This is a genomic window from Giesbergeria giesbergeri, from assembly GCF_054779375.1.
In genome coordinates this window covers 20,189-39,626 of the sequence record NZ_BAAGYJ010000012.1, presented here as the reverse complement: position 1 = coordinate 39,626, position 19,438 = coordinate 20,189, and the positions used below count along the sequence as shown (strand labels likewise).

Genomic DNA, 19,438 nt, shown 5'->3' with positions numbered 1-19,438 from the left:
GACCCAGATGCCTGTGTGTATTCTGGGGCTGCGCTTTGCTTTTTCTCGGCCTAGTGTGTAATTTTCCATGACCCATCCCCGCGACGTTCTCCTTGGTGCCCAGGCGCAAACTGGTTTTTTGCCCGTCTGTGACCATTACAGTGGCGTTGAAGTGCGGATGCGCAAAAGCCTGCAATTGCAGGCTGAAATGACTGAAGAATTGGGTACCTGCGTCTTTGATGTGACGCTGGACTGTGAAGATGGTGCTCCCGTGGGCGGTGAGGCACCACACGCTGCCTTGGTGGCTGCCTTGGCCCGTGCAGCCGCTCCGGGTGCCCGTGTGGCGGCCCGTGTGCATCCCGTTGATCATCCTGCCTTTGCCAACGATATGGCTACCATTGCCGGTGAGGCTGGGCATAAGCTGTGCCACATCATGCTGCCCAAAGTGGAGTCGGTCGATGATGTGCTGCTGGCCGAAAAGGCGTTGGAGCGTGCAGGGGCTGCGCATTTGCCGTTGCAAGTGCTGATTGAGTCGCCCGCTGCTGTGCATCGCGCCTTTGACATCGCCGCACATCCGCGCGTGCAAAGCCTGAGTTTTGGCTTGATGGATTTTGTCTCGGCGCACGGGGGGGCTATTCCGGCCTCGGGCATGACTTCTGCAGGGCAGTTCACGCACCCGTTGGTGGTGCGCGCTAAGCTGGAAATTGCTGCGGCTTGCCATGCCCACGGCAAGGTGCCATCACATTGTGTAGTGACCGAGTTTACCGATGGTGCGGCCATGCAGGCTGCAGCCCACCGTGCTGCCGCTGAGTTGGGCTACACCCGGATGTGGAGCATCCATCCGGCCCAAATTCGCCCCATTTTGGCTGCCTTCGCCCCAGCCCCCAACGAGATTGACCAAGCCGCACGCATCATTGCGGCGGCTGTTGCTGCCGACTGGGCACCTATCAGTGTCGATGGTGTTTTGCATGACCGGGCCAGTTACCGCTATTTTTGGCAACTGTTAGAGCGTGCCCACCAGACAGGTCGGTCTTTGCCAGTTGAGGTACAACACTGGTTGTTACCTGTTCAACCTTGATCTGATCAGATCTGATTTTCCTGCTGGAGTTTTCCATGAAAGCCTTGTTTGCATCCGCCCTGCTGGCCTTGACCCCCGCATTGGTGTTGGCTGTTCCTTCTGCGTCCAAATCTGGAACTTCCGTCAAAAAGACGGCTGCTGTCAAAGCCAAGCCCAGCCAAAAAGTGGTGGTGGCCAAAGCGGATACCCGCAGCAACCGAGGCCGTGCGGTGGCCGTGGGTGCAGCAGCTGTGGGTGCTGGCGCCCTGGGTGCTGCGGCATTGGCTAGTACGCCTGTGGCGGCTGCTTCTTTGTCGCCCGAGGCTTTGTCGGTGGCAGAGCGCGTGCATACCGGCACCATTGCTTGTGAGTTGGGTGCTTCGGTGCGCGTGACTGCTGACCCGCAAGCCCCCGGCCACTTCCATGTAGATGGAAAAGGCTTTAAGTACCACATGGCTCCGGTAGCCACTACCACGGGCACCGTGCGCCTCGAAGACCAGAAAGCGGGTGCCGTTTGGTTGCAAATTGCCAACAAATCCATGCTGATGGATCAAAAGCGCGGCCAGCGGTTGGCCGACGAGTGCATGAGCCCTGAGCAATACCAAGTGGCCCAAGCCATCAAAAAGAATCCCCCGCCCAGCGTGCTGGATGCGCAGCCCACAGCTACCCGCTGAGGCTTTGTTCCTGTACGTTGAAATCGCCCCACACCTACAAAACCACCGGAGAAATTGATGTTGAAAGCCTACCGTGACCATGTGGCCGAGCGCGCCGCGCTGGGTATCCCCCCGCTGCCCCTGGATGCCAAACAAGTGGCCGAATTGATCGAACTGATCAAGAACCCACCCGCCGGTGAAGATGCCTTCCTGCTCGACTTGCTCACACACCGTGTGCCGCCCGGCGTGGACGATGCCGCCAAGGTCAAGGCCAGCTTTTTGGCTGCTGTAGCCCACGGTGACATTGCCGTTGGCCTGATTTCCAAAGCCAAGGCCACTGAGCTGCTGGGCACGATGGTGGGTGGTTACAACGTACATCCGCTGATTGAATTGTTGGATGATGCTGAAGTGGCTGCTGTGGCCGCTGCCGCGCTGAAGAAGACACTGCTGATGTTCGACTTCTTCAACGATGTGGCAGAAAAGGCCAAGGCGGGCAATGCTTTCGCCAAAGATGTGATGCAAAGCTGGGCCGAGGCTGAGTGGTTCACCAGCCGCCCTGAAGTGGCACAAAAGATCACCGTCACCGTGTTCAAGGTGCCCGGTGAAACCAACACCGATGACCTGTCGCCCGCCCCTGATGCGTGGAGCCGCCCTGACATCCCGTTGCACTACTTGGCGATGTTGAAGAACACCCGTCCTGACGCGGCCTTCAAGCCCGAAGAAGACGGCAAGCGCGGCCCGATGCAGTTCATCGAAGACCTGAAGCAAAAAGGCAACCTTGTTGCCTACGTGGGCGATGTGGTCGGTACAGGCTCCAGCCGCAAGTCCGCCACCAACTCGGTGATTTGGGCTACTGGTCAAGACATTCCGTTCGTGCCCAACAAACGCTTCGGTGGCGTGACCTTGGGTGGCAAGATTGCGCCTATCTTCTTCAACACGCAAGAAGACTCTGGCTCGCTGCCCATTGAAGTCGATGTGTCCAAGCTGGAAATGGGTGACGTGATTGACGTGCTGCCCTACGACGGCAAGCTGCTCAAGAACGGTGAGACCGTGGCCGAGTTCGCACTCAAGAGCGATGTGCTGTTGGACGAAGTGCGTGCCGGTGGCCGTATCAACCTGATCATTGGCCGCAGCCTGACGGCCAAAGCCCGTGAGTTCTTGGGTCTGCCAGCCTCCACTCTGTTCCGTCTGCCCACAGCGCCTGCCGAAACCAAGGCTGGCTTCACGCTGGCGCAAAAGATGGTCGGTCGTGCTGTAGGTCTGCCCGAAGGCCAAGGCGTGCGCCCTGGCACTTACTGCGAACCCAAGATGACGACCGTGGGTTCGCAAGACACCACCGGCCCCATGACCCGCGACGAGCTCAAAGATTTGGCTTGCTTGGGCTTCTCTGCCGACTTGGTGATGCAATCGTTCTGCCACACCGCTGCTTATCCCAAGCCAGTGGATGTGAAAACCCACCGCGAACTGCCCGCATTTATCAGCAACCGTGGCGGCGTGGCCCTGCGTCCCGGTGATGGCGTGATCCACAGCTGGCTCAACCGCCTGCTGCTGCCCGATACCGTGGGCACAGGCGGTGACTCGCACACCCGTTTCCCGATTGGTATCTCCTTCCCCGCAGGTTCTGGTCTGGTGGCCTTCGGTGCGGCCACTGGCGTGATGCCGCTGGATATGCCCGAATCGGTGCTGGTGCGCTTCAAGGGTGAAATGCAGCCCGGTGTGACCCTGCGCGATTTGGTGCATGCCATTCCGCTGTACGCCATCAAGGCCGGTCTGCTGACGGTAGCCAAGGCAGGCAAGAAGAACATCTTCTCGGGCAAGATTCTCGAAATCGAAGGTCTGCCTGATCTGAAGGTAGAGCAAGCCTTTGAGTTGTCGGATGCCTCTGCCGAGCGTTCTGCTGCTGGTTGCACCATCAAGCTCAACAAAGAGCCAGTGGCTGAGTACCTCAAGTCCAACATTGTTCTGATGAAGAACATGATTGCCGATGGTTACCAAGATGCCAAGACACTGCAACGCCGCATCGAAAAGGTGGAAGCTTGGCTGGCCAACCCCGAGCTGCTCGAAGCCGACAAGGATGCCGAATACGCTGCGGTGATCGAGATTGATCTGGCCGACATCAAAGAGCCTATCGTTTGCTGCCCTAACGATCCCGATGATGCCAAGTTCCTGTCGGAAGTCCAAGGCACCAAGATTGACGAAGCCTTTATTGGTTCGTGCATGACCAATATTGGGCACTTCCGTGCTGCAGCCAAGCTGCTGGGCGGCCAGCGCGACATTCCCGTCAAGTTGTGGGTTGCTCCACCCACCAAGATGGACCAAAACGAGCTGATCAAAGAAGGCCATTACGCCGCCTTTGGTGCCTCGGGTGCCCGCACTGAAATGCCCGGTTGTTCGCTGTGCATGGGTAACCAAGCCCAAGTGCGCGAAGGTGCCACGGTGATCTCTACCTCTACCCGTAACTTCCCCAACCGTTTGGGCAAGAACACCAATGTGTTCTTGGGTTCGGCAGAACTGGCAGCGATTGCCTCGCGTTTGGGTCGTCTGCCTTCTCCTGAGGAATACCTCAAGGAAATGGGTGTGATTGACGCCGACAAAGCCAGCGTGTACCGTTACATGAACTTCGACCAGATCGAGGAGTACGCGCAAGCTGCCCAAGGCGTTGCTGCCTGATTCTGTCATCGGTTGATTCATCCGGGGGCTAGAATGCCGCCGGTGTGAACCGTTTTGTCGAGGCCCGCGCAATGCGCGGGCTTTTTCGTATGGATGTCAGGGCTTTGGGTGTTGTGAAGTTGAGCCGTTCTCCGATGCTGCCACACTGTTTACAGACCTTGGGTCTGTGGCTGCTGATCAGCCCATTGCTGCTGTTCATTTCTGTGTCTGCCCGCGCCCAAGATCGTGTGACCTTGCAATTGAAATGGGAGCACGCTTTTCAGTTTGCAGGCTATTACGCTGCACTGGAGCAGGGCTACTACCGCGATGCCGGATTTGAGGTTACCTTGGCAGCGGGCAAGCCAGGGGTTGATGTGGTCGGGCAGGTAGTGTCTGGCAAGGCAGAATTTGGCGTGGGCACCAGCAGTTTGTTGCTGGCCCGTGCGGCAGGTAAGCCGGTGGTGGTGTTGGCGGCGATCTTTCAACATTCACCGCTGGTATTGATCGCCCGTGGCAATGCACCTGGACAAAGTGTGCATGATCTGGCGGGTAAGCGGGTCATGCTGGAGCCGCAGTCAGAAGAATTACAAGCCTATTTGCGCCAATCAGGGCTGGCACCATCTGAGTATGCCAAGTTGCCCCACAGCTTTCAGGTACAGGACTTGATTGATGGCAAAGTGGATGCCATCTCGGCTTATTTGTCCAACGAGGTGTTTCTCCTTCGGCAGGCAGGGGTGCCCCACCAGATTTATACCCCGCGTTCGGTCGGTATTGATTTTTATGGCGACAACCTGTTCACATCAGACCGCTTGTTGCGTGAGCAGCCAGAACGTGTGGCTGCTTTTGTGGCGGCCAGTTTGCGCGGTTGGCGCTATGCGTTAGATCACCCAGAGACGATCAATGCTTGGATACGTCAAACCTATCCTGGACTGCATACGCCAGAGTTTTTGGCCTTTGAGGCCGAACAGACCCGTGCTTTGGTACGGGCTGATCTGGTGGAGCTGGGCTATATGCACCCAGGCCGTTGGCGCTATATTGCTGATACCTATGCCAGCCTCGGATTGCTGCCTGCAGGGATACCTCTGGAAGGGTTCTTGTACCAGCCACAGGATGGCCGTGGCACACACTTGCCCTACGAATGGATAGTGGGGGCGGTGTTGGTGATGGGGCTGGGGGGTGGGATGACGCTGTATGTTTGGCGCACCAACCGCCGTTTGTGGGGGGTGTTGCAGCAGAGTCGGTGTCAGGCACAGCGCGAGCAAGCCCGTAGCCAAGTATTGGAAATGTTGGCCCACGACGCACCTCTGAACGATATTTTGTATGCCATTGTTCGCAGCGTAGAAGCAGAACGGCCTGCCATGTTGTGCAGCATTTTGTTATTAACCCCTGACGGCATGCATTTGACCAATGGGGCTTCGCCCAGTCTGCCTGATTTTTATTTGGCAGCCATTGAAGGCCTGACCATCGGGCCTGCGGTGGGTTCTTGCGGTACTGCTGCGTGGGGTGCTCACCGGGTAGTGGTAGAAGATATTCAGTCTCATCCGTATTGGACTCCGTACCGAGCATTAGCGGAGCGCGCAGGCTTGCGGGCTTGTTGGTCACAGCCTGTTTGTGCGGCCAATGGGCAGGTGCTGGGCACCTTTGGCATGTATTTTGATACTGTGCAAGCGCCGGGCGCCGAAGAGATTGCACTGATCGAGGCTGTGGCCCATCTGGCTGCGATTGCCATCGAGCGCGCGCGTTCGCAGGAGGCGCTGCGCATCAGTGAAGAGCGGCACCGGCTGCTGGCCGACCATGCTTCTGATGTCATCTGGACCATGAATCTGGAGGGCCGTTTTACCTATGTCAGTCCCTCTGTCGAAAAGTTGCGGGGTTATACCGTGGCCGAAGTCATGGCCCAAGGTATTGATGAGGCTTTGACTGCCGAGTCTGCGGTGGCGGCCAAGGCGGCCCTGCATGCGGCCATTGAGGCGGTCATGCACGGCCAGTCTTTCCCGGAATTGCGTCAAGAGTTGGAGCAGCCCTGTAAGGACGGTTCTACCGTGTGGACGGAGGTGACCACTTCGGGTATTTACAGCCCTTCGGGTGAGTTTATTGGCATTTTGGGTGTGACCCGTGATATCAGTGAGCGCAAGCGCAACGAACAACGTATTGCTTACATGGCTCGCCATGATCCGTTGACTGATTTACCCAATCGGATGCTGTTGGAAGATCGCTTGCGTCAAGCCTTGCTGGCGAGCAGGCGCCATCATCATCAACTTGCCGTCATGTTTTTAGATCTGGATAAGTTCAAACCTGTCAATGACCAGTATGGTCATGCGGTTGGAGATTTGTTGTTGCGTGTTGCTGCGCAACGTATGCAGACCCAAGTGCGTGCGGCAGATACGGTTGCACGTATTGGTGGTGATGAGTTTGTGGTGCTGTTGCCCATAGTGCAGTCGACTGCGGCGGCGTTGCAAGTGGCAGAAAAGATACGGGTGGCCTTGTCACAGCCGTTTGATTTGCAGGGTGTGGTCGTGAGTATTTCTGCCAGTATTGGGGTGGCGCTGTGTCCAGATCATGGTGGCAGTGATGTGGAGTTGCTGCGCCATGCAGATGCGGCGATGTACCAAGCTAAACAGCAAAACGCCAGTGGGGTGGCCTTGTTTACTGTGTAAGCAGGGGTGGCGTTCAGTCTTTGGGCCGGAAGCCGATCTCTAGGGTAGAGGGCACCCGACCATCAGTGTCGCGGGGTAGACTTTCAGTCTTTTGCAGGGCGCGCAGTACGGCTGTATCCCAGGCCTTGTCACCGCTGGATTGGATGAGTTTGGTGCCAACGATGGTGCCGTCAGGGGCCGCGCGCACTTCGACCACTGCGCGTGGGTTGCCCGCCACATCATCGGGGTAGATGATGTTAGGTTTGACCTTGGAAGCCACTTTGCCGCCATAGCTGGCCGAAGGCCCACCGGCACCGGTGCTGTTGTTGCCTCTACCGCCCGCACCGCTGCCGCCCCCAGCTTGGGGGCCACCACTGTGTTTGGCGTTGCCCGTGGCATCGTCGCCACCGCTGGCACCCGCCAGTGCTTGCATGCGGCGCAAATGTTCTTGGCGCCGGGCTTCTGCTGCTTTGGCATTGGCCTGTTCGATGGCCTCTTGTTTGCGTTGTGCTTCTTGGGCTTGGCGCTTCTTTTCTTCGGCCTGCTGTTTTTGCTTTTCTTGTTGTTCGCGCCGTTCTTGTTCTCGTTCCTTGTCGCGTTCACGTTCGCGTTCTTTTTCACGTTCTTTGGCCTTTTCGGCTTTTTCTCGTTCTTTCTCGCGAGCAGCTTTTTGTGCTTTTTCTTCTTGTTCGGCTTTAGCGGCTTTTTCTTTTTGCAGGCGCTCTTTCTTCTCTTGTTCGAGCCGTTCTTTCTTTTCCTTCTCTAGGCGTTCTTGGCGCTCGGCTTCCTTGCGTTCTTTTTCACGTTCTTTGGCTTTTTCTTTTTCGCGCTCTTTTTCACGTTCTAGTTGTAATTGTCGTTCCTTGTCCTTTTTCTCTTTTTCCAGACGCTTCTTCTCACGCTCGATGGCAATATCCGCGTCGCGGGTGTTGGCGATGGCGGCAGGCGCAGGTGGTGGAGCCGGGAGTGCCGGTGCGGGGGGGAGTGGTGGCGCTTCTGCGGAGGGAGCCGGTGCTGGCGTGGGGGCTGGTGGCGGGGGCTGTTCTGTCAGGCGTGGCGCTGCCTGCTGCGGCAAAGCAGCCCACAATTCTGCTTGCACAGAGCCGCTCTCTTCTTCATGGGTTTTCCAATTCACGCCCCAAGTTAAGGCGCCCACCAGTAGAACATGGGCCAGTACAGCCAGAGAAATGGCGCGCAGCCGACCCGGTGGACGGGGCGGTGAAAACTGCTCGCGGTCGTGGTGCGTGGGCATGGCGTGCAGAAAAAGCGAGGTCGCAGCGATCAGGAGCCGCTTTGTTTCACAGACAGCCCCACACGCTGGACACCAGCTTTCTGTAGTGCGCTCATGGCTTTGACCACCGCTTCGTAAGCCACGGTTTTTTCTGCTGCAATGATGACTGCGGCTGTGCCATCGGGTTGGCTTTGCTGCCATTGCAGCGCCGCTTGGGCCGCTTCTTTCTCAGTGACGGTGCGGGTCGAACCATCGACAGACAGTTGCAGCAGACCATCTTTGCCTACGACCACGGTGGCAAATTTGACAGGCTGTTTGTTGGCTTTGCCCACAGTGGGTACGTCCACCATGCCAGGTGTGAGCATGGGGGCTGTCACCATGAAGATGATAAGCAGCACCAGCATCACATCGATGAAAGGCACCATGTTGATCTCGTTCATGGTGCGGCGACCACGACCGCGCGATGCAATGGCAGGCATGACGGATTCCTTGCCTCAGTGGCCCGAGGCCGAATGAGCGGGTTGTGCCCCCAGATTGCGCTGGAGGATATTGGAGAATTCTTCAATGAAGGTTTCGAGCTGATTGGCTACGCGGTCGCAATCGTGGGCAAAACGGTTGTAGGCAATCACGGCGGGGATGGCGGCAAACAAACCGATGGCAGTGGCAACGAGCGCCTCTGCAATGCCTGGGGCCACTGTGGCTAGCGTGACTTGCTCCATGCCTGCAAAGCCAGTGAAGGCGTGCATGATCCCCCAGACCGTTCCAAACAGACCCACATAGGGCGACACCGAGGCCACCGAACCCAGAAATGACAGGCTGGACTCGACCACATCCATCTCGCGTTGAAAGCTGGCCCGCATGGCCCGACGGGCACCGTCTAGTAAAACACCAGGATCAATAATGCGGCGCTCACGCAGTTTTTGAAACTCCCGCATACCGCTGGCAAAGATGCGTTCCATGGGGCCACCTTGCTTGGCATTTTGTGCTGCACTGGCATAAAGATCGTTCAGGCTGGTGCCCGACCAGAAATCGCGCTCAAAGTCCTCATTCAAGGCTTTGACCCGTTTGAGGGCAAACAGCTTACGGAAGATGGCAGCCCAGCTGGCGACAGACACGCTCAGCAGCAGCAGCATGACGAGTTGCACCACCCAGCTGGCATGGAGTACCAGACTCAGGATGGACATGTCTTGGGAATTCATGATGAGATTTGTTCCAGAAGGGAAGCGGGAATTCTTGCAGGGCGCATCGTGCTGGCATCAACCCAGCCAATACGAATCGTGGCTGCACAAAGCAGCGGAGCCGAAGCACTGAATGGGTACGCAGACAGGAAGGCCTCCTGCAACAATGTCAAAGAGGCGCGTCCCGCTTGTTGGAGTTGGGAGGTCACGATAAGTTCATCATCCAATCGTGCGGGCGCAAGGTAACGCACCTGGGCATCGGTGAGCACAAACATACCGCCACTTTGTTCACGCAGTGCCTGTTGCCCGATGCCCAGTGTCCGTAGCCATTCGGTGCGAGCGCGTTCAAAAAACTTCAGGTAGTTGGCATGGAACACAATGCCACCCGCATCGGTGTCTTCCCAGTAGATACGGATGGGAAGCTGGAAGGCCGTGGTCATGGTGCTGGAGTCCCCCACCTTAGCCGAGCAAAGAGCGCAGTCGGGCCACGGATTCTTGCAATTGAGCCAATGAACTGGCCGTAGAAAAGCGCACGAAACGTTGGGTTTCGGCGTTGCCAAAGTCGCGCCCCGGTGTCACGGCCAGATGGGCGCGTTGCATCAGGGCATAGGCAAAGTCCCAACTGCCTTGCACACCCAGTTTGTGTGCAGCAGTGGTGCAATCAGCCCAAGCATAAAAAGCACCATCGGGCGGAACGGGCACAGGCAGGCCCAGCGACTCCAAGGCCGGGATGAAATAGTCACGCCGGGCCTTGAATTCGGCCCGGCGGCGCTCGTATTCTTGTAGGCTCTCTGGCTCAAAGCAGGCCAATGCCGCATGTTGCGATACCGTGTTGGCACAAATAAACAGGTTTTGGGCCAGTCGTTCCACCACCGGCACCAGAGTATCTGGCACCACCATCCAGCCCAAACGCCAGCCGGTCATATTGAAGTATTTGCTGAAGCTGTTGATGCTGATGATGTGGTCATCGATGGCCAAGGCGGTCTGACCAAAGGCATCGTCATGGCTCAAGCCCAGATAAATTTCATCGATCAGCGTGAGGCCTCCATGCTCTTGGACTGCTTGGTGGATGCGGCCCAGTTCATCAGGGGCAATGGAGGTGCCGGTGGGGTTGGAAGGCGAGGCCAGCAGCACGCCCCGTGTGTGTTTGTTCCAGGCGGAACGCACCTTGTCGGCACTGAGTTGGTAGCGTTCGGCTGCAGTAGTGGGAATCAGCACCGCCCGGCCTTCGGCAGCACTGACAAAGTGTCGGTTGCAAGGGTAGCTGGGGTCGGGCATGAGTATCTCGTCGCCCGCATCAATCAGGGCCAAACAGGCCAATTGCAAGGCTGCTGAGGCACCCGCCGTGACCACAATGCGCCGTGCTGGCACTGCAATGCCAAAACGCTGTGCATACCAGCCACTGATGCGTTCGCGCAAGACATCCAAGCCTAGCGAGGGGGTGTACTGTGTACGGCCATCACGGATGGCGCGCAAAGCAGCTTCCTGCACCAAAGGCGGAGCCGTAAAGTCTGGCTCGCCAATGTTCAGAAACACCATCGGCTGGTGGCTGTGGGCCACCTGTGCCGCCAAGGCTTGGGCAGCCTTGGCCACTTCCATCACATAAAACGGTTCAATGCGTTGGGCGCGGGAGGATATTTTCATGGGCAGGAGAATGGAGAGCGCAACACAGGTGGAGCGGTAGACAACCCAAAACACCCCGCAAATGGGGGGTGTGGCTGCAATTCAGTCTTATGCAGTAGGTTCTGTGGTAGCGGAACCGTGGTTGCGCGGGCTGGCATGGGTGTCGGCAGCTACTTCGGTGGCACGCAGTTGGGGCGCCAGGCCACCCAGCACGCCATTGACATACTTGTGCCCATCAGTGCCACCAAACTCTTTGGCCAGTTCAATGCACTCATTGATCACCACACGCCACGGCACATCGGCACAGTGTTGGAATTCAAAGGCACCAATCCACATGGCCGCATGCTCAATGGGCGAGATCTCGGCCAGCTTGCGGTCTAGCAGGGGGGTGATCAGGGCATCCAGATCGGCGGCTGTGTTGATACAACCGTGCAGCAGGGCGCTGTAGTGTGCGGCATCGGCCTTGTGAAAACCCGACAGATCGCGCGTGAAGGCGTCAATGGCTTCAGCATGGTTGCCGCCCACCAAGTGCTGGTACAGGGCTTGCAACGCAAACTCGCGCGCCCGGCTGCGGCTGGATTTGGATGTGGCCTTGCGGGCGCCCGTGCTGGTCAGGCCTGTGCGCGTTGACCGAGGGGGACGTTGACGTGGGGGGGTGGATGGCTCGCTCATGCTAATTCCTCCAGCAGACAGGCCATCTCTACCGCCACTCGGGCGGCATCGGCACCTTTTTCGGTTTGGCGGGCAATGGCCTGTTCCAGATTTTCGGTGGTCAGGATGGCGTTGGCAATGGGCAGGTGGTAGTCCAAGGCGATGCGGGTGACGCCAGCGCCCGATTCGTTGGCAACCAGTTCAAAGTGGTAGGTTTCGCCCCGGATGATGCAGCCCAGCGCAATCAGGGCATCAAATTCTTCACGGTCGGCCAAAGCCTGCAAAGCCAAGGGCACTTCTAGGGCGCCAGGCACAAACACATGGGTGATATTTTCTTCGGCCACGCCCAGCGCCAGCAGTTCTGCACGGCAGGCTGCTGCCAACGCATTGGTAATGCCTTCATTAAAGCGTGCCTGCGCGATACCGATGTGCAGCTTGCTGCCGTCCAGCTGTTGTGTAGCGCCTTTGTCTGCATTCAACATGGTTTATTCCTTGGGGATATAGCCGGTGATTTCGAGTCCGTAGCCGGTCATGCTGGGCAGGCGCCGGGGTTGGCCCATGAGCTTCATTTTGTGTACGCCGCATTCGCGCAGAATTTGCGCACCAATGCCATAGGTGCGCAAATCCATGCGTCCACGTTCGGGAGCCTGTGCCGAGCGGGCTGTGCCTTCAAACTGTGCCAGCAGTTGGCTGGCGCTTTCGCCACAGTTGAGCAATACGGCCACGCCTTTGCCCTGCTGGTGCAAATAGGCCAAGCTGGTGTCCAAACCCCAAGAGTGCATGGCACGGTTCACTTCCAGTGCATCCAGTACGGACAGCGGTTCGTGTACGCGCACGGGCACCACGTCTTCAGGCGTCCATTGGCCCTTGACCAGCGCCAGATGCACCGATTGGCTCGGTTTGTCGCGGTAGGCATGGGCTGTGAACTCGCCAAAGGCGGTTTGCAGCGTGCGGCTGCCTACTTTTTCGACCAGTGACTCATGGCGGCTGCGGTATTCGATCAGGTCGGCAATGGTGCCGATTTTCAGGCCATGTTCGGCCGCAAACAGTTGCAGGTCAGGCAGACGGGCCATCGTGCCATCGTCTTTCATGATCTCGCAGATCACGGAGCTGGGGCTGCACCCTGCCATCAGCGACAGGTCGCAGCCGGCCTCTGTGTGACCAGCCCGCATCAGCACGCCGCCATCAACGGCCTGTAGCGGGAAGATATGGCCCGGTTGCACCAAATCGGTGGGCTGGCTGCTCTTGGCAACCGCTACTTGTACGGTGCGGGCGCGGTCAGCCGCTGAAATGCCGGTGGTGACGCCTTCAGCCGCTTCGATAGATACCGTGAAGGCGGTGCTGTAGACCGTGCCATTGCGTGCTGCCATAGGGGGCAATTTGAGAAACTCGCAACGCTCGCGGGTGAGCGTCAGGCAGATCAGACCCCGACCAAAACGGGCCATGAAGTTGATGGCCTCGGGCGTAACATGGTCAGCCGCCAATACCAGATCGCCTTCGTTTTCGCGGTCTTCTTCATCAACCAAAATGACCATGCGCCCAGCGCGCATTTCGGCCACGATGTCTTGTACCGGCGAGATCGGTACGGGGGTGAGGGGGGTGTTCATGGGGGCTTTCGTCGGTAGGCCGCAGGGTGGAGCGTGGTGCAGCGCAAAGCCCCTGGTGCTGGCGCTTGGGGCTTGCTGGCCCGGAAAACGCCCCAAAGAACATGCGATACGGCGCCGCCGTACGGTAGGCCAGCCCAAGTTGCACAGGCTGGCCCAAAAAGAGAAGATTCTAGCGCCGCACGAGACGGTGCTCTATGGCAGATGTGATGAGGGTTATTCAGAGGACGGACATTTCGAGCACCACATCAGACAATGGATGCGCCACGCAGGGCAGAACGCAACCGCTGGCATGTTCTTCTGGGGTGAGGCCCGGCCAGTCGATGGTGTAACGCACTTGGCCTTCGATCAGTTGGCCAATGCAGGTTCGGCAGGTGCCATTGCGGCAGGAGCTGGGCCAGTCAATGCCGCCTTGCTCTAGTGAGGTGAGCAGTGGTTGCTCGGGCCAAGCATCGCATTGCTGGCCGTCTGGGGTGGTGCGTGCAATGAAAAAAGGGATGGCTGGTGGCGTAACAGGCAGGGACATGGTGGACGATTGCCTAAAAAATAGGCAATTTGTAGAGGTGCTTTAAGAATCAACCAGTTGGATTGAAATAGGGGGCATTTTGGAGAGTTGTCCACAGGATTGTCCAACGAATACAGGGATAACCCTGAAGAGATTGCGTTCATAAGGCATCTTGGTTGGGGTTCTGGCCTGCGCGCCCGGACGTGCTAAGTTCCAACCCATCGCGTTAGATGGATACCGAGAATATGAGCACACTACAAGAGCGCATCCGCCAGCAATCTCCTGCACGTCTGACCGGCATACGCCGGGGCATCGAAAAAGAGGGGCTGCGGGTTTTGCCCAGCGGTGGGTTGGCCCTGACACCGCACCCATTGATGCTGGGCGCTGCCCTGACGCATCCGCATATCACTACCGACTACAGCGAGTCGCAAATTGAATTGATCACTGGTGCCCATCGGGGGGTGCAGGAATGTTTGGACGAGCTGACCCATATCCACCAGTTTGTATTGCGCACCTTGCAGGCCCAAGGAGGAGAAATGCTGTGGGTGTCGAGCATGCCGTGTGGTTTGCCCACGGATGAGACCATCCCATTGGCCCGCTTTGGTAGCTCCAATGTGGGCCGAGCCAAAAGCGTTTACCGAATGGGGCTGGGCCACCGTTATGGTCGCCGTATGCAGACTATTTCAGGATTGCATTACAACTGGTCTTTACCGGGTGTAGGGAGCGAAGCGTATTTTTCGTTGATCCGAAATTTCCGCCGCCATGCTTTTGTGTTGCTGTATTTGTTTGGTGCTTCGCCTGCACTGTGCCCATGCTTTGTGCAAGGGCGTGAACATCGCCTGCAACCTTTGGGTGATGCGGGGCAATCGCTGTACCTGCCCTACGCTACCTCTTTGCGCATGGGCCGGTTGGGCTACCAAAGTGATGCACAGGCGTCGCTGGCGGTGAGCTACAACGGGCTGGAGGGCTATGCCAACAGCCTGCACGAAGCCTTAACCCAACCCTACCCCGCCTATGAGGCCGTTGGGGTGCGTAATCCGGGGGGAGACTACAACCAGTTGGGCACCAGCTTGTTGCAAATAGAAAACGAGTTCTATGGCACCATTCGGCCCAAGCGTACGGTACACACTGGCGAGCGCCCGCTCCATGCCCTGCGCGAGCGGGGCGTCGAGTATGTAGAGGTGCGGCTGATGGATTTAGATCCATTTGAGCCTGTGGGCATTGCTGCACAGACCATGCGTTTTCTGGATATCTTCTTGCTGCACTGCCTGTTGACGGACAGCCCCGCAGATACGCCCGATGAGATTGAGCAGCTCAAGCGCAATCAGCACAGCACGGCTGAACAGGGCCGTGAGCCAGGGCTGCGTTTGGAGCGTATGGGGCAGTGGGTGACGTTGAACGATTGGGCCGCTGAGATTTTGGCCGAGTGTGTGCCAGTGGCTGAAGCGTTGGATATGGCCCATGCAACCGAGGATTACAGTGCCGCCTTGGACGCAGCCCGCCATCGCTTGGCTACACCAGAGCAAACACCATCGGCTCGGGTATTGCATGACATGGCTGGGGTGATGAACCACAGTTTTAGTGCGTTTGCCTTGCAACAGTCGATGGTGGCACGCGATGCCGTGTTGGCGCTGCCTTGGGATGTCAATCAACAAGCCCATTTTGAGGCCTTGGCGGTGGAATCGCTTGCGGCGCAAAAAGCGTTGGAGGCCGCCGATACCCTGCCCTTTGAGGAGTGGCGCCAGCGTTATATGGCCCCTAGTGAGCTGGGCTGAGCGTGGGGTGCATCCAGTTGCAGCAATGCCGTTTGGCGCCAGTATTCGGTGGCGGCATAAAAGCCCTCCCAAACGCATCCATTGCAGCCCCTGCCACAGCAACTGGTGGGTTCTGGTGGCGGCGGGCGCAAGACGATTCCTGCTTGGCTTGCTGCCAGAGCTTGCAGCTGCTTGAAGAGCTCTCGGGCTTGGGGTAGGTCAGTGGCCTGCGTGGGCCAGAGGGGCGTTGGCATCATGGAGCAGGTGGCTGTTGGTTTTTGGTGTTGGTGCGGGCACGGCGCAGACCGTATTGCACAATGAAGGCGCACCCCAACACCAAAGCGAACCAGCCAACGGCCACCGCTTGGGCCATCATCTCTTGCACGCTGGCTGAACGCGCGATAAACGGAGCCAGCAGCACCAGCAGTCCGATCAGTGCGCAGGTAATGCCTTTGATTAACAGTTCTTTATCGCCCTCAGGGGCGGTGTGGCGTTCAAGGCGGGAAGGCTGTGGCATGGGCGGGTGGTCATGGAGGGGGCGTTATTGGGGCAGGGTGTAGCCGTGCTCGCGCACCAAAGACACCAAGGCATCGGCTACCACCGGATCATAGATATGGCCCCGGCCCCGAACAATCTCGGCCAAGGCCACATCCAGTCCTAGGGCTGGGCGGTAAGGGCGGTCGGCAGCCATAGATTCGAGCACATCCGCCACTGCCAGCACCCGTGCCTCGGGCATGATTTGATCACCGTGCAGCCCCTGTGGATAGCCGCTGCCGTCCATGCGTTCATGGTGCTGGCGGATGATATCGGCCACTGGCATTGGGAAATGGACGTCCTTGAGAATTTCATAGCCGGTTTGGGCATGGCATTTCACGATTTCCATTTCCAGTTCACTCAGGCGGCTGGGCTTGGTGAGGATTTCTGCGGGCACGGCAATTTTGCCAATGTCATGCACCAGCCCGACCAGCTCCAGCATGGTGCAGCGGGCCTCATCCCAGCCCATTTGCCGAGCGATGGCGCCAGCAATCAGTCCAACGCGCCGTTCGTGGCCTGCGGTGTAGGGGTCGCGCATTTCTACCATGTTCGAGACTGCTTGGAGCGTGCCCTTCATGGAGTCTTCCAGCTGGTGGACATAACCGGCAATTTGTTCTTCGGCCCGTTTGCGTTCGGTCACGTCTTGGGCCATGACAATCGTAGCTTCCTCGCCATCGTCCCAAAGAATCTGGTTGGCGTTGAGCCCTAGTTCTATCATCGTCCCGTCTTTGCGGCGCATGGGGACGCTGTAGGAGACATTGCGTTCGCCTTCTTCCAAGCGGTGCCATGCGGCATGGATACGCTCTAGCGTGGGAGAGTCGGTGGTGGTGAAAGACAAAATATCGTTGTTGAGCAGCTCTTGGGCCGACCAACCCATCATCTCGCAGTAACTGGGGTTGACATAAATGATGCGCCCGCCCCGGCGCACATAAATGCCGCTGATGGTTTGTTCAATCATGCTGCGAAAACGCTTTTCACTCTCTAGCAGCGTGCGTTGGCTGCAGCGAATGTCGGTGAGATCAGTCCAAGCGATGATGGCTTCATCGCCCACCAAGGCCACCGTGCCCCGTGCAATGCGGGCGCTGCCGTCTTTGCAACGCAGCACCAATTCGGGCGATTCAGCCACGGTGCCTTGGCGGGCCAAGGTCAGGCTTTCTTCCCAATGCTGCCGGAGTTCGTCACGAATTTGGGGGGTGGCATAGGCCGCAGCAAACCAGTGATTGATGGTGGCAATGTCTTGTGGGGTGTAGCCTAGCCACTGCTGGAACGATTTGTTCAGCGTGCGTAGCTCTCCAGTGCTCAGGCTGTAGATTTGCATCGGGGAGGGCGACGCTTGAAACAGTTCACTGAAGCGGTGCTCTGACAGGCTGACTTGCTCTTGGGCTGCTCGCAGATGCTGTGCGTTGCTAAAGTTGCGCAGTGCAAAAGACAGGTCGGACGCCATTTCGTTGAGCAGCAGCATCTCATCGTGCTCAAAGATGTTTTGTGGGCTGGCGTACAGGCCAAACACACCCAACAGTTGCCCATCGTAAAACAGTGGTAACAGGGCACGTTGCCCAATATGTTGCTCGTGCAGAAAGGCCAGCCAAGGATCGGTGAGGGGGGCGTTGGGGAGGGCAGGAACGTCATAGACCCGTATCTCCCCATCGACCAACGTGGGCAGTAAGGTGTTGAAGGCGCTGCCGTGGTGGTGGATGGTCTGCTCTAGGGCGGGTAGCACTGTGGCCGCGATGCCGTGGGTGTGTGCTAGCTGTAGAGGCTGGTCTGGCGTGGTGCGCAAGGCCAAAAACAGCATGGGAAAGGTGCTGTGGGCAATCAGCCCTTGGTACAGACGGTCGAGCAGTTCGTCGCGGTTTTGTGAATACACCACAGCCCGGTTGGTGGTGCTGAGCAGTTCATAGAGGTTGGACAGGCGTTGCACCTTCTCAGCCGCCTGTATCCGTTCGATGCAATCGGCGATTTGTTGCACTACGCTGTCGAGCAGGGGGTCTTCTTCGGGCAGAAAGTGGGGTGTAGGGCTGCCATCGGCAGGGCAGGGGTACCAGACCAACAATTGGCCTTGGGCTTGTCCGTGGATGCGCAAGGTGCGCTCTTTGCGGACAGCGGGCAGGGGGGTGGGCAGTGGTAAGCCAAAATGGCCCCAGGTGCTGTGCAGGGCCACCTGAATTTGCTCTGGCCGCAAAAAGGCTGCAGGCAACAGACGCACGACACCTTCTAGCAACGGAGGCAGTTGCAGCTGAGGCGTTTCCACCAATTGGGCAATCGCATGCAGACAACGCAATTCTTTGATGCGTTCACCCAAGGTAAACACCAAAGCTTGGCGCTCTGTTTCCATGCGCTGGCGTTCTGTGATGTCGCGCACTACCTGTACATAGCCTCGCCCATCGCCCGGAAAATGCAGTGGTGCCAGACTGCATTCAATGGTGCGTTGATCTTGGTGGCGCTCTAGCTCGACGGTAAAGGCTGTGTGTTGGGTCAGGAGGTGTTGGCAGACGGGGCAGTCTTGTGGTGCCACAGCGGCGTTGTGAAACAGAGCATGGCTGGATTGGTTGACCAGTTTTTCTGTGGGCAGTTGGCAATGCTGGGCTGCGGCTTGGTTGGCCTGGCGAATGGTGCCATCGGTGCCAATGACCAAAGTGGGATCGGGTACGGCATCGTAGGTGCTGGCGGTGCGTGTCAGCATGTCAAACGGCTCGCCCAAGGTGTTGTGCACCAGCGCCAAATACACATGCCAATAGGCAAATATCTTGAGCACATGACCAATCAGATTGGCTTGGGCATAAACGCTCACGTAGCGGGTAAAGGCAAACTCTGCTGCCATGAGCAATGCGGCGGCCAGCAGCAGATTGGTCAGGAGCTGCGGTGACATCAGGGCGCGGTAATGCCAGAACAGCAGCATGGCCCCGACCATCATGCTGATGATGGCGTACTCGGCGTAAATTTTCAGGGGTGTCAGGCCTTGACCGTCGATGTAGGCCGCAGGCAAATGGCCGCTGGCTACCGCCAAAATCGACAGCAAGGCAGCGGCACCAAAACCCAAATGTAGCCAGACAACATGCACGCTGCGCAATAAAAACAGCGGTGCACTGAGTAGGGCCAGGGCTTGCAGGCAGCGGGCGGCCAACCAGAGTTGGGTGGCTGGGTTGGCGCTGTCAGTCGGCAGCAACTGCATACCCTGGAACGCGAGCAGGTGGGCCAGATCAATGGCCCCACACCAACCTATGCCCACAGCCACATAGACCACAAAGTGGTTGCGTGTGAAGCGCAGGGACGTGGTGGCTACCACCATAGCCACAGTACCGATGACAATCGAGAACAGTTCTGCCAGTGCATGAAACAGCAGGTAGCTCACCTTGGTGCCCAACCAGCAGATGAGAGCCATCA

The 19,438-nt window shown here is 58.0% G+C and carries 17 protein-coding genes; 5 read left to right on the top strand and 12 right to left on the bottom strand.

Annotation, left to right across the window (positions count from 1 at the left end; genetic code table 11):
• Positions 1–67: 67 nt before the first annotated feature.
• The 4 genes from ACYVB2_RS14470 (at position 68) to ACYVB2_RS14455 (ending at position 6,995) form a co-directional block, all read left to right on the top strand.
• Complete coding sequence (locus ACYVB2_RS14470) at positions 68–1,057, top strand: HpcH/HpaI aldolase/citrate lyase family protein (RefSeq protein WP_382434463.1); 990 nt, start codon at positions 68–70, stop codon at positions 1,055–1,057.
• Positions 1,058–1,092: 35 nt separating this feature from the next.
• On the top strand, positions 1,093–1,710 hold the full coding sequence (locus tag ACYVB2_RS14465; protein ID WP_382434457.1) for a hypothetical protein: 618 nt from the start codon (positions 1,093–1,095) through the stop codon (positions 1,708–1,710).
• A 57-nt stretch (positions 1,711–1,767) separates the two neighbouring features.
• A complete protein-coding gene (acnB, locus tag ACYVB2_RS14460) occupies positions 1,768–4,359 on the top strand; it encodes a bifunctional aconitate hydratase 2/2-methylisocitrate dehydratase (RefSeq protein ID WP_382434455.1) in 2,592 nt (863 codons plus the stop codon).
• Between the two features lie 134 nt (positions 4,360–4,493).
• The gene (locus ACYVB2_RS14455) at positions 4,494–6,995 is read left to right on the top strand and encodes a diguanylate cyclase domain-containing protein (RefSeq protein WP_382434452.1); all 2,502 of its coding nucleotides are present in this window, start codon (positions 4,494–4,496) and stop codon (positions 6,993–6,995) included.
• 13 nt (positions 6,996–7,008) lie between these two features.
• On the opposite strand, the gene tolA is transcribed toward ACYVB2_RS14455, so the two are convergent.
• From tolA to ACYVB2_RS14410, 9 genes are all read right to left on the bottom strand, one after another.
• Positions 7,009–8,226, bottom strand: a complete 1,218-nt coding sequence (tolA, locus tag ACYVB2_RS14450; RefSeq protein WP_382434450.1) for a cell envelope integrity protein TolA — start codon at positions 8,224–8,226, stop codon at positions 7,009–7,011.
• A 29-nt stretch (positions 8,227–8,255) separates the two neighbouring features.
• Positions 8,256–8,684 (bottom strand): biopolymer transporter ExbD, encoded by a 429-nt coding sequence (locus ACYVB2_RS14445; protein WP_382434448.1) that lies wholly within the window; start codon positions 8,682–8,684, stop codon positions 8,256–8,258.
• 15 nt (positions 8,685–8,699) lie between these two features.
• On the bottom strand, positions 8,700–9,404 hold the full coding sequence (gene tolQ / locus ACYVB2_RS14440) for a protein TolQ (protein ID WP_382434446.1): 705 nt from the start codon (positions 9,402–9,404) through the stop codon (positions 8,700–8,702).
• On the bottom strand, positions 9,401–9,823 hold the full coding sequence (gene ybgC / locus ACYVB2_RS14435; RefSeq protein WP_382434444.1) for a tol-pal system-associated acyl-CoA thioesterase: 423 nt from the start codon (positions 9,821–9,823) through the stop codon (positions 9,401–9,403). The genes tolQ and ybgC overlap by 4 nt, the downstream gene beginning before the upstream one ends.
• A 19-nt stretch (positions 9,824–9,842) precedes the next feature.
• Positions 9,843–11,027 (bottom strand): pyridoxal phosphate-dependent aminotransferase, encoded by a 1,185-nt coding sequence (locus ACYVB2_RS14430; RefSeq protein WP_382434442.1) that lies wholly within the window; start codon positions 11,025–11,027, stop codon positions 9,843–9,845.
• An 87-nt stretch (positions 11,028–11,114) separates the two neighbouring features.
• Positions 11,115–11,678 (bottom strand): transcription antitermination factor NusB, encoded by a 564-nt coding sequence (gene nusB, locus ACYVB2_RS14425; protein ID WP_382434440.1) that lies wholly within the window; start codon positions 11,676–11,678, stop codon positions 11,115–11,117.
• Entirely contained in the window at positions 11,675–12,139 is a 465-nt protein-coding gene (gene ribH, locus ACYVB2_RS14420) for a 6,7-dimethyl-8-ribityllumazine synthase (RefSeq protein ID WP_382434438.1), read from the bottom strand. Before ribH ends, nusB begins: the two co-directional genes overlap by 4 nt.
• Before the next feature lie 3 nt (positions 12,140–12,142).
• The gene (gene ribBA / locus ACYVB2_RS14415; protein WP_382434436.1) at positions 12,143–13,264 is read right to left on the bottom strand and encodes a bifunctional 3,4-dihydroxy-2-butanone-4-phosphate synthase/GTP cyclohydrolase II; all 1,122 of its coding nucleotides are present in this window, start codon (positions 13,262–13,264) and stop codon (positions 12,143–12,145) included.
• A gap of 217 nt (positions 13,265–13,481) precedes the next feature.
• Complete coding sequence (locus tag ACYVB2_RS14410) at positions 13,482–13,787, bottom strand: 2Fe-2S iron-sulfur cluster-binding protein (protein WP_382434434.1); 306 nt, start codon at positions 13,785–13,787, stop codon at positions 13,482–13,484.
• Between the two features lie 224 nt (positions 13,788–14,011).
• Between ACYVB2_RS14410 and gshA the strand changes: the two genes are divergently transcribed.
• On the top strand, positions 14,012–15,541 hold the full coding sequence (gene gshA, locus ACYVB2_RS14405; protein ID WP_382434432.1) for a glutamate--cysteine ligase: 1,530 nt from the start codon (positions 14,012–14,014) through the stop codon (positions 15,539–15,541).
• Here gshA and ACYVB2_RS14400 read toward each other — a convergent pair.
• Genes ACYVB2_RS14400 through ACYVB2_RS14390 form a run of 3 tightly spaced genes read right to left on the bottom strand, consistent with a single transcriptional unit; the run spans position 15,514 to position 19,436 of the window.
• Positions 15,514–15,774 carry an oxidoreductase-like domain-containing protein gene (locus tag ACYVB2_RS14400; RefSeq protein WP_382434430.1) on the bottom strand — a complete coding sequence of 87 codons (261 nt, stop codon included), beginning with the start codon at positions 15,772–15,774 and terminating at the stop codon, positions 15,514–15,516. The genes gshA and ACYVB2_RS14400 overlap by 28 nt on opposite strands.
• Positions 15,774–16,037, bottom strand: coding sequence for a hypothetical protein (locus tag ACYVB2_RS14395; protein WP_382434428.1), 264 nt, complete (start codon positions 16,035–16,037; stop codon positions 15,774–15,776). Before ACYVB2_RS14395 ends, ACYVB2_RS14400 begins: the two co-directional genes overlap by 1 nt.
• A gap of 24 nt (positions 16,038–16,061) precedes the next feature.
• Positions 16,062–19,436 carry an MASE3 domain-containing protein gene (locus tag ACYVB2_RS14390; protein ID WP_382434426.1) on the bottom strand — a complete coding sequence of 1,125 codons (3,375 nt, stop codon included), beginning with the start codon at positions 19,434–19,436 and terminating at the stop codon, positions 16,062–16,064.
• Positions 19,437–19,438 lie beyond the last annotated feature (2 nt).

What these genes read in the sequence shown, in the direction of transcription:
- ACYVB2_RS14470 (WP_382434463.1), top strand. Translation starts at nt 68, where the DNA reads ATGACCCATCCCCGCGACGTTCTCCTTGGTGCCCAGGCGCAAACTGGT.
- ACYVB2_RS14465 (WP_382434457.1), top strand. Translation starts at nt 1,093, where the DNA reads ATGAAAGCCTTGTTTGCATCCGCCCTGCTGGCCTTGACCCCCGCATTG.
- acnB (WP_382434455.1), top strand. Translation starts at nt 1,768, where the DNA reads ATGTTGAAAGCCTACCGTGACCATGTGGCCGAGCGCGCCGCGCTGGGT.
- ACYVB2_RS14455 (WP_382434452.1), top strand. Translation starts at nt 4,494, where the DNA reads ATGCTGCCACACTGTTTACAGACCTTGGGTCTGTGGCTGCTGATCAGC.
- tolA (WP_382434450.1), bottom strand. Translation starts at nt 8,226, where the DNA reads ATGCCCACGCACCACGACCGCGAGCAGTTTTCACCGCCCCGTCCACCG.
- ACYVB2_RS14445 (WP_382434448.1), bottom strand. Translation starts at nt 8,684, where the DNA reads ATGCCTGCCATTGCATCGCGCGGTCGTGGTCGCCGCACCATGAACGAG.
- tolQ (WP_382434446.1), bottom strand. Translation starts at nt 9,404, where the DNA reads ATGAATTCCCAAGACATGTCCATCCTGAGTCTGGTACTCCATGCCAGC.
- ybgC (WP_382434444.1), bottom strand. Translation starts at nt 9,823, where the DNA reads ATGACCACGGCCTTCCAGCTTCCCATCCGTATCTACTGGGAAGACACC.
- ACYVB2_RS14430 (WP_382434442.1), bottom strand. Translation starts at nt 11,027, where the DNA reads ATGAAAATATCCTCCCGCGCCCAACGCATTGAACCGTTTTATGTGATG.
- nusB (WP_382434440.1), bottom strand. Translation starts at nt 11,678, where the DNA reads ATGAGCGAGCCATCCACCCCCCCACGTCAACGTCCCCCTCGGTCAACG.
- ribH (WP_382434438.1), bottom strand. Translation starts at nt 12,139, where the DNA reads ATGTTGAATGCAGACAAAGGCGCTACACAACAGCTGGACGGCAGCAAG.
- ribBA (WP_382434436.1), bottom strand. Translation starts at nt 13,264, where the DNA reads ATGAACACCCCCCTCACCCCCGTACCGATCTCGCCGGTACAAGACATC.
- ACYVB2_RS14410 (WP_382434434.1), bottom strand. Translation starts at nt 13,787, where the DNA reads ATGTCCCTGCCTGTTACGCCACCAGCCATCCCTTTTTTCATTGCACGC.
- gshA (WP_382434432.1), top strand. Translation starts at nt 14,012, where the DNA reads ATGAGCACACTACAAGAGCGCATCCGCCAGCAATCTCCTGCACGTCTG.
- ACYVB2_RS14400 (WP_382434430.1), bottom strand. Translation starts at nt 15,774, where the DNA reads ATGCCAACGCCCCTCTGGCCCACGCAGGCCACTGACCTACCCCAAGCC.
- ACYVB2_RS14395 (WP_382434428.1), bottom strand. Translation starts at nt 16,037, where the DNA reads ATGCCACAGCCTTCCCGCCTTGAACGCCACACCGCCCCTGAGGGCGAT.
- ACYVB2_RS14390 (WP_382434426.1), bottom strand. Translation starts at nt 19,436, where the DNA reads ATGGCTCTCATCTGCTGGTTGGGCACCAAGGTGAGCTACCTGCTGTTT.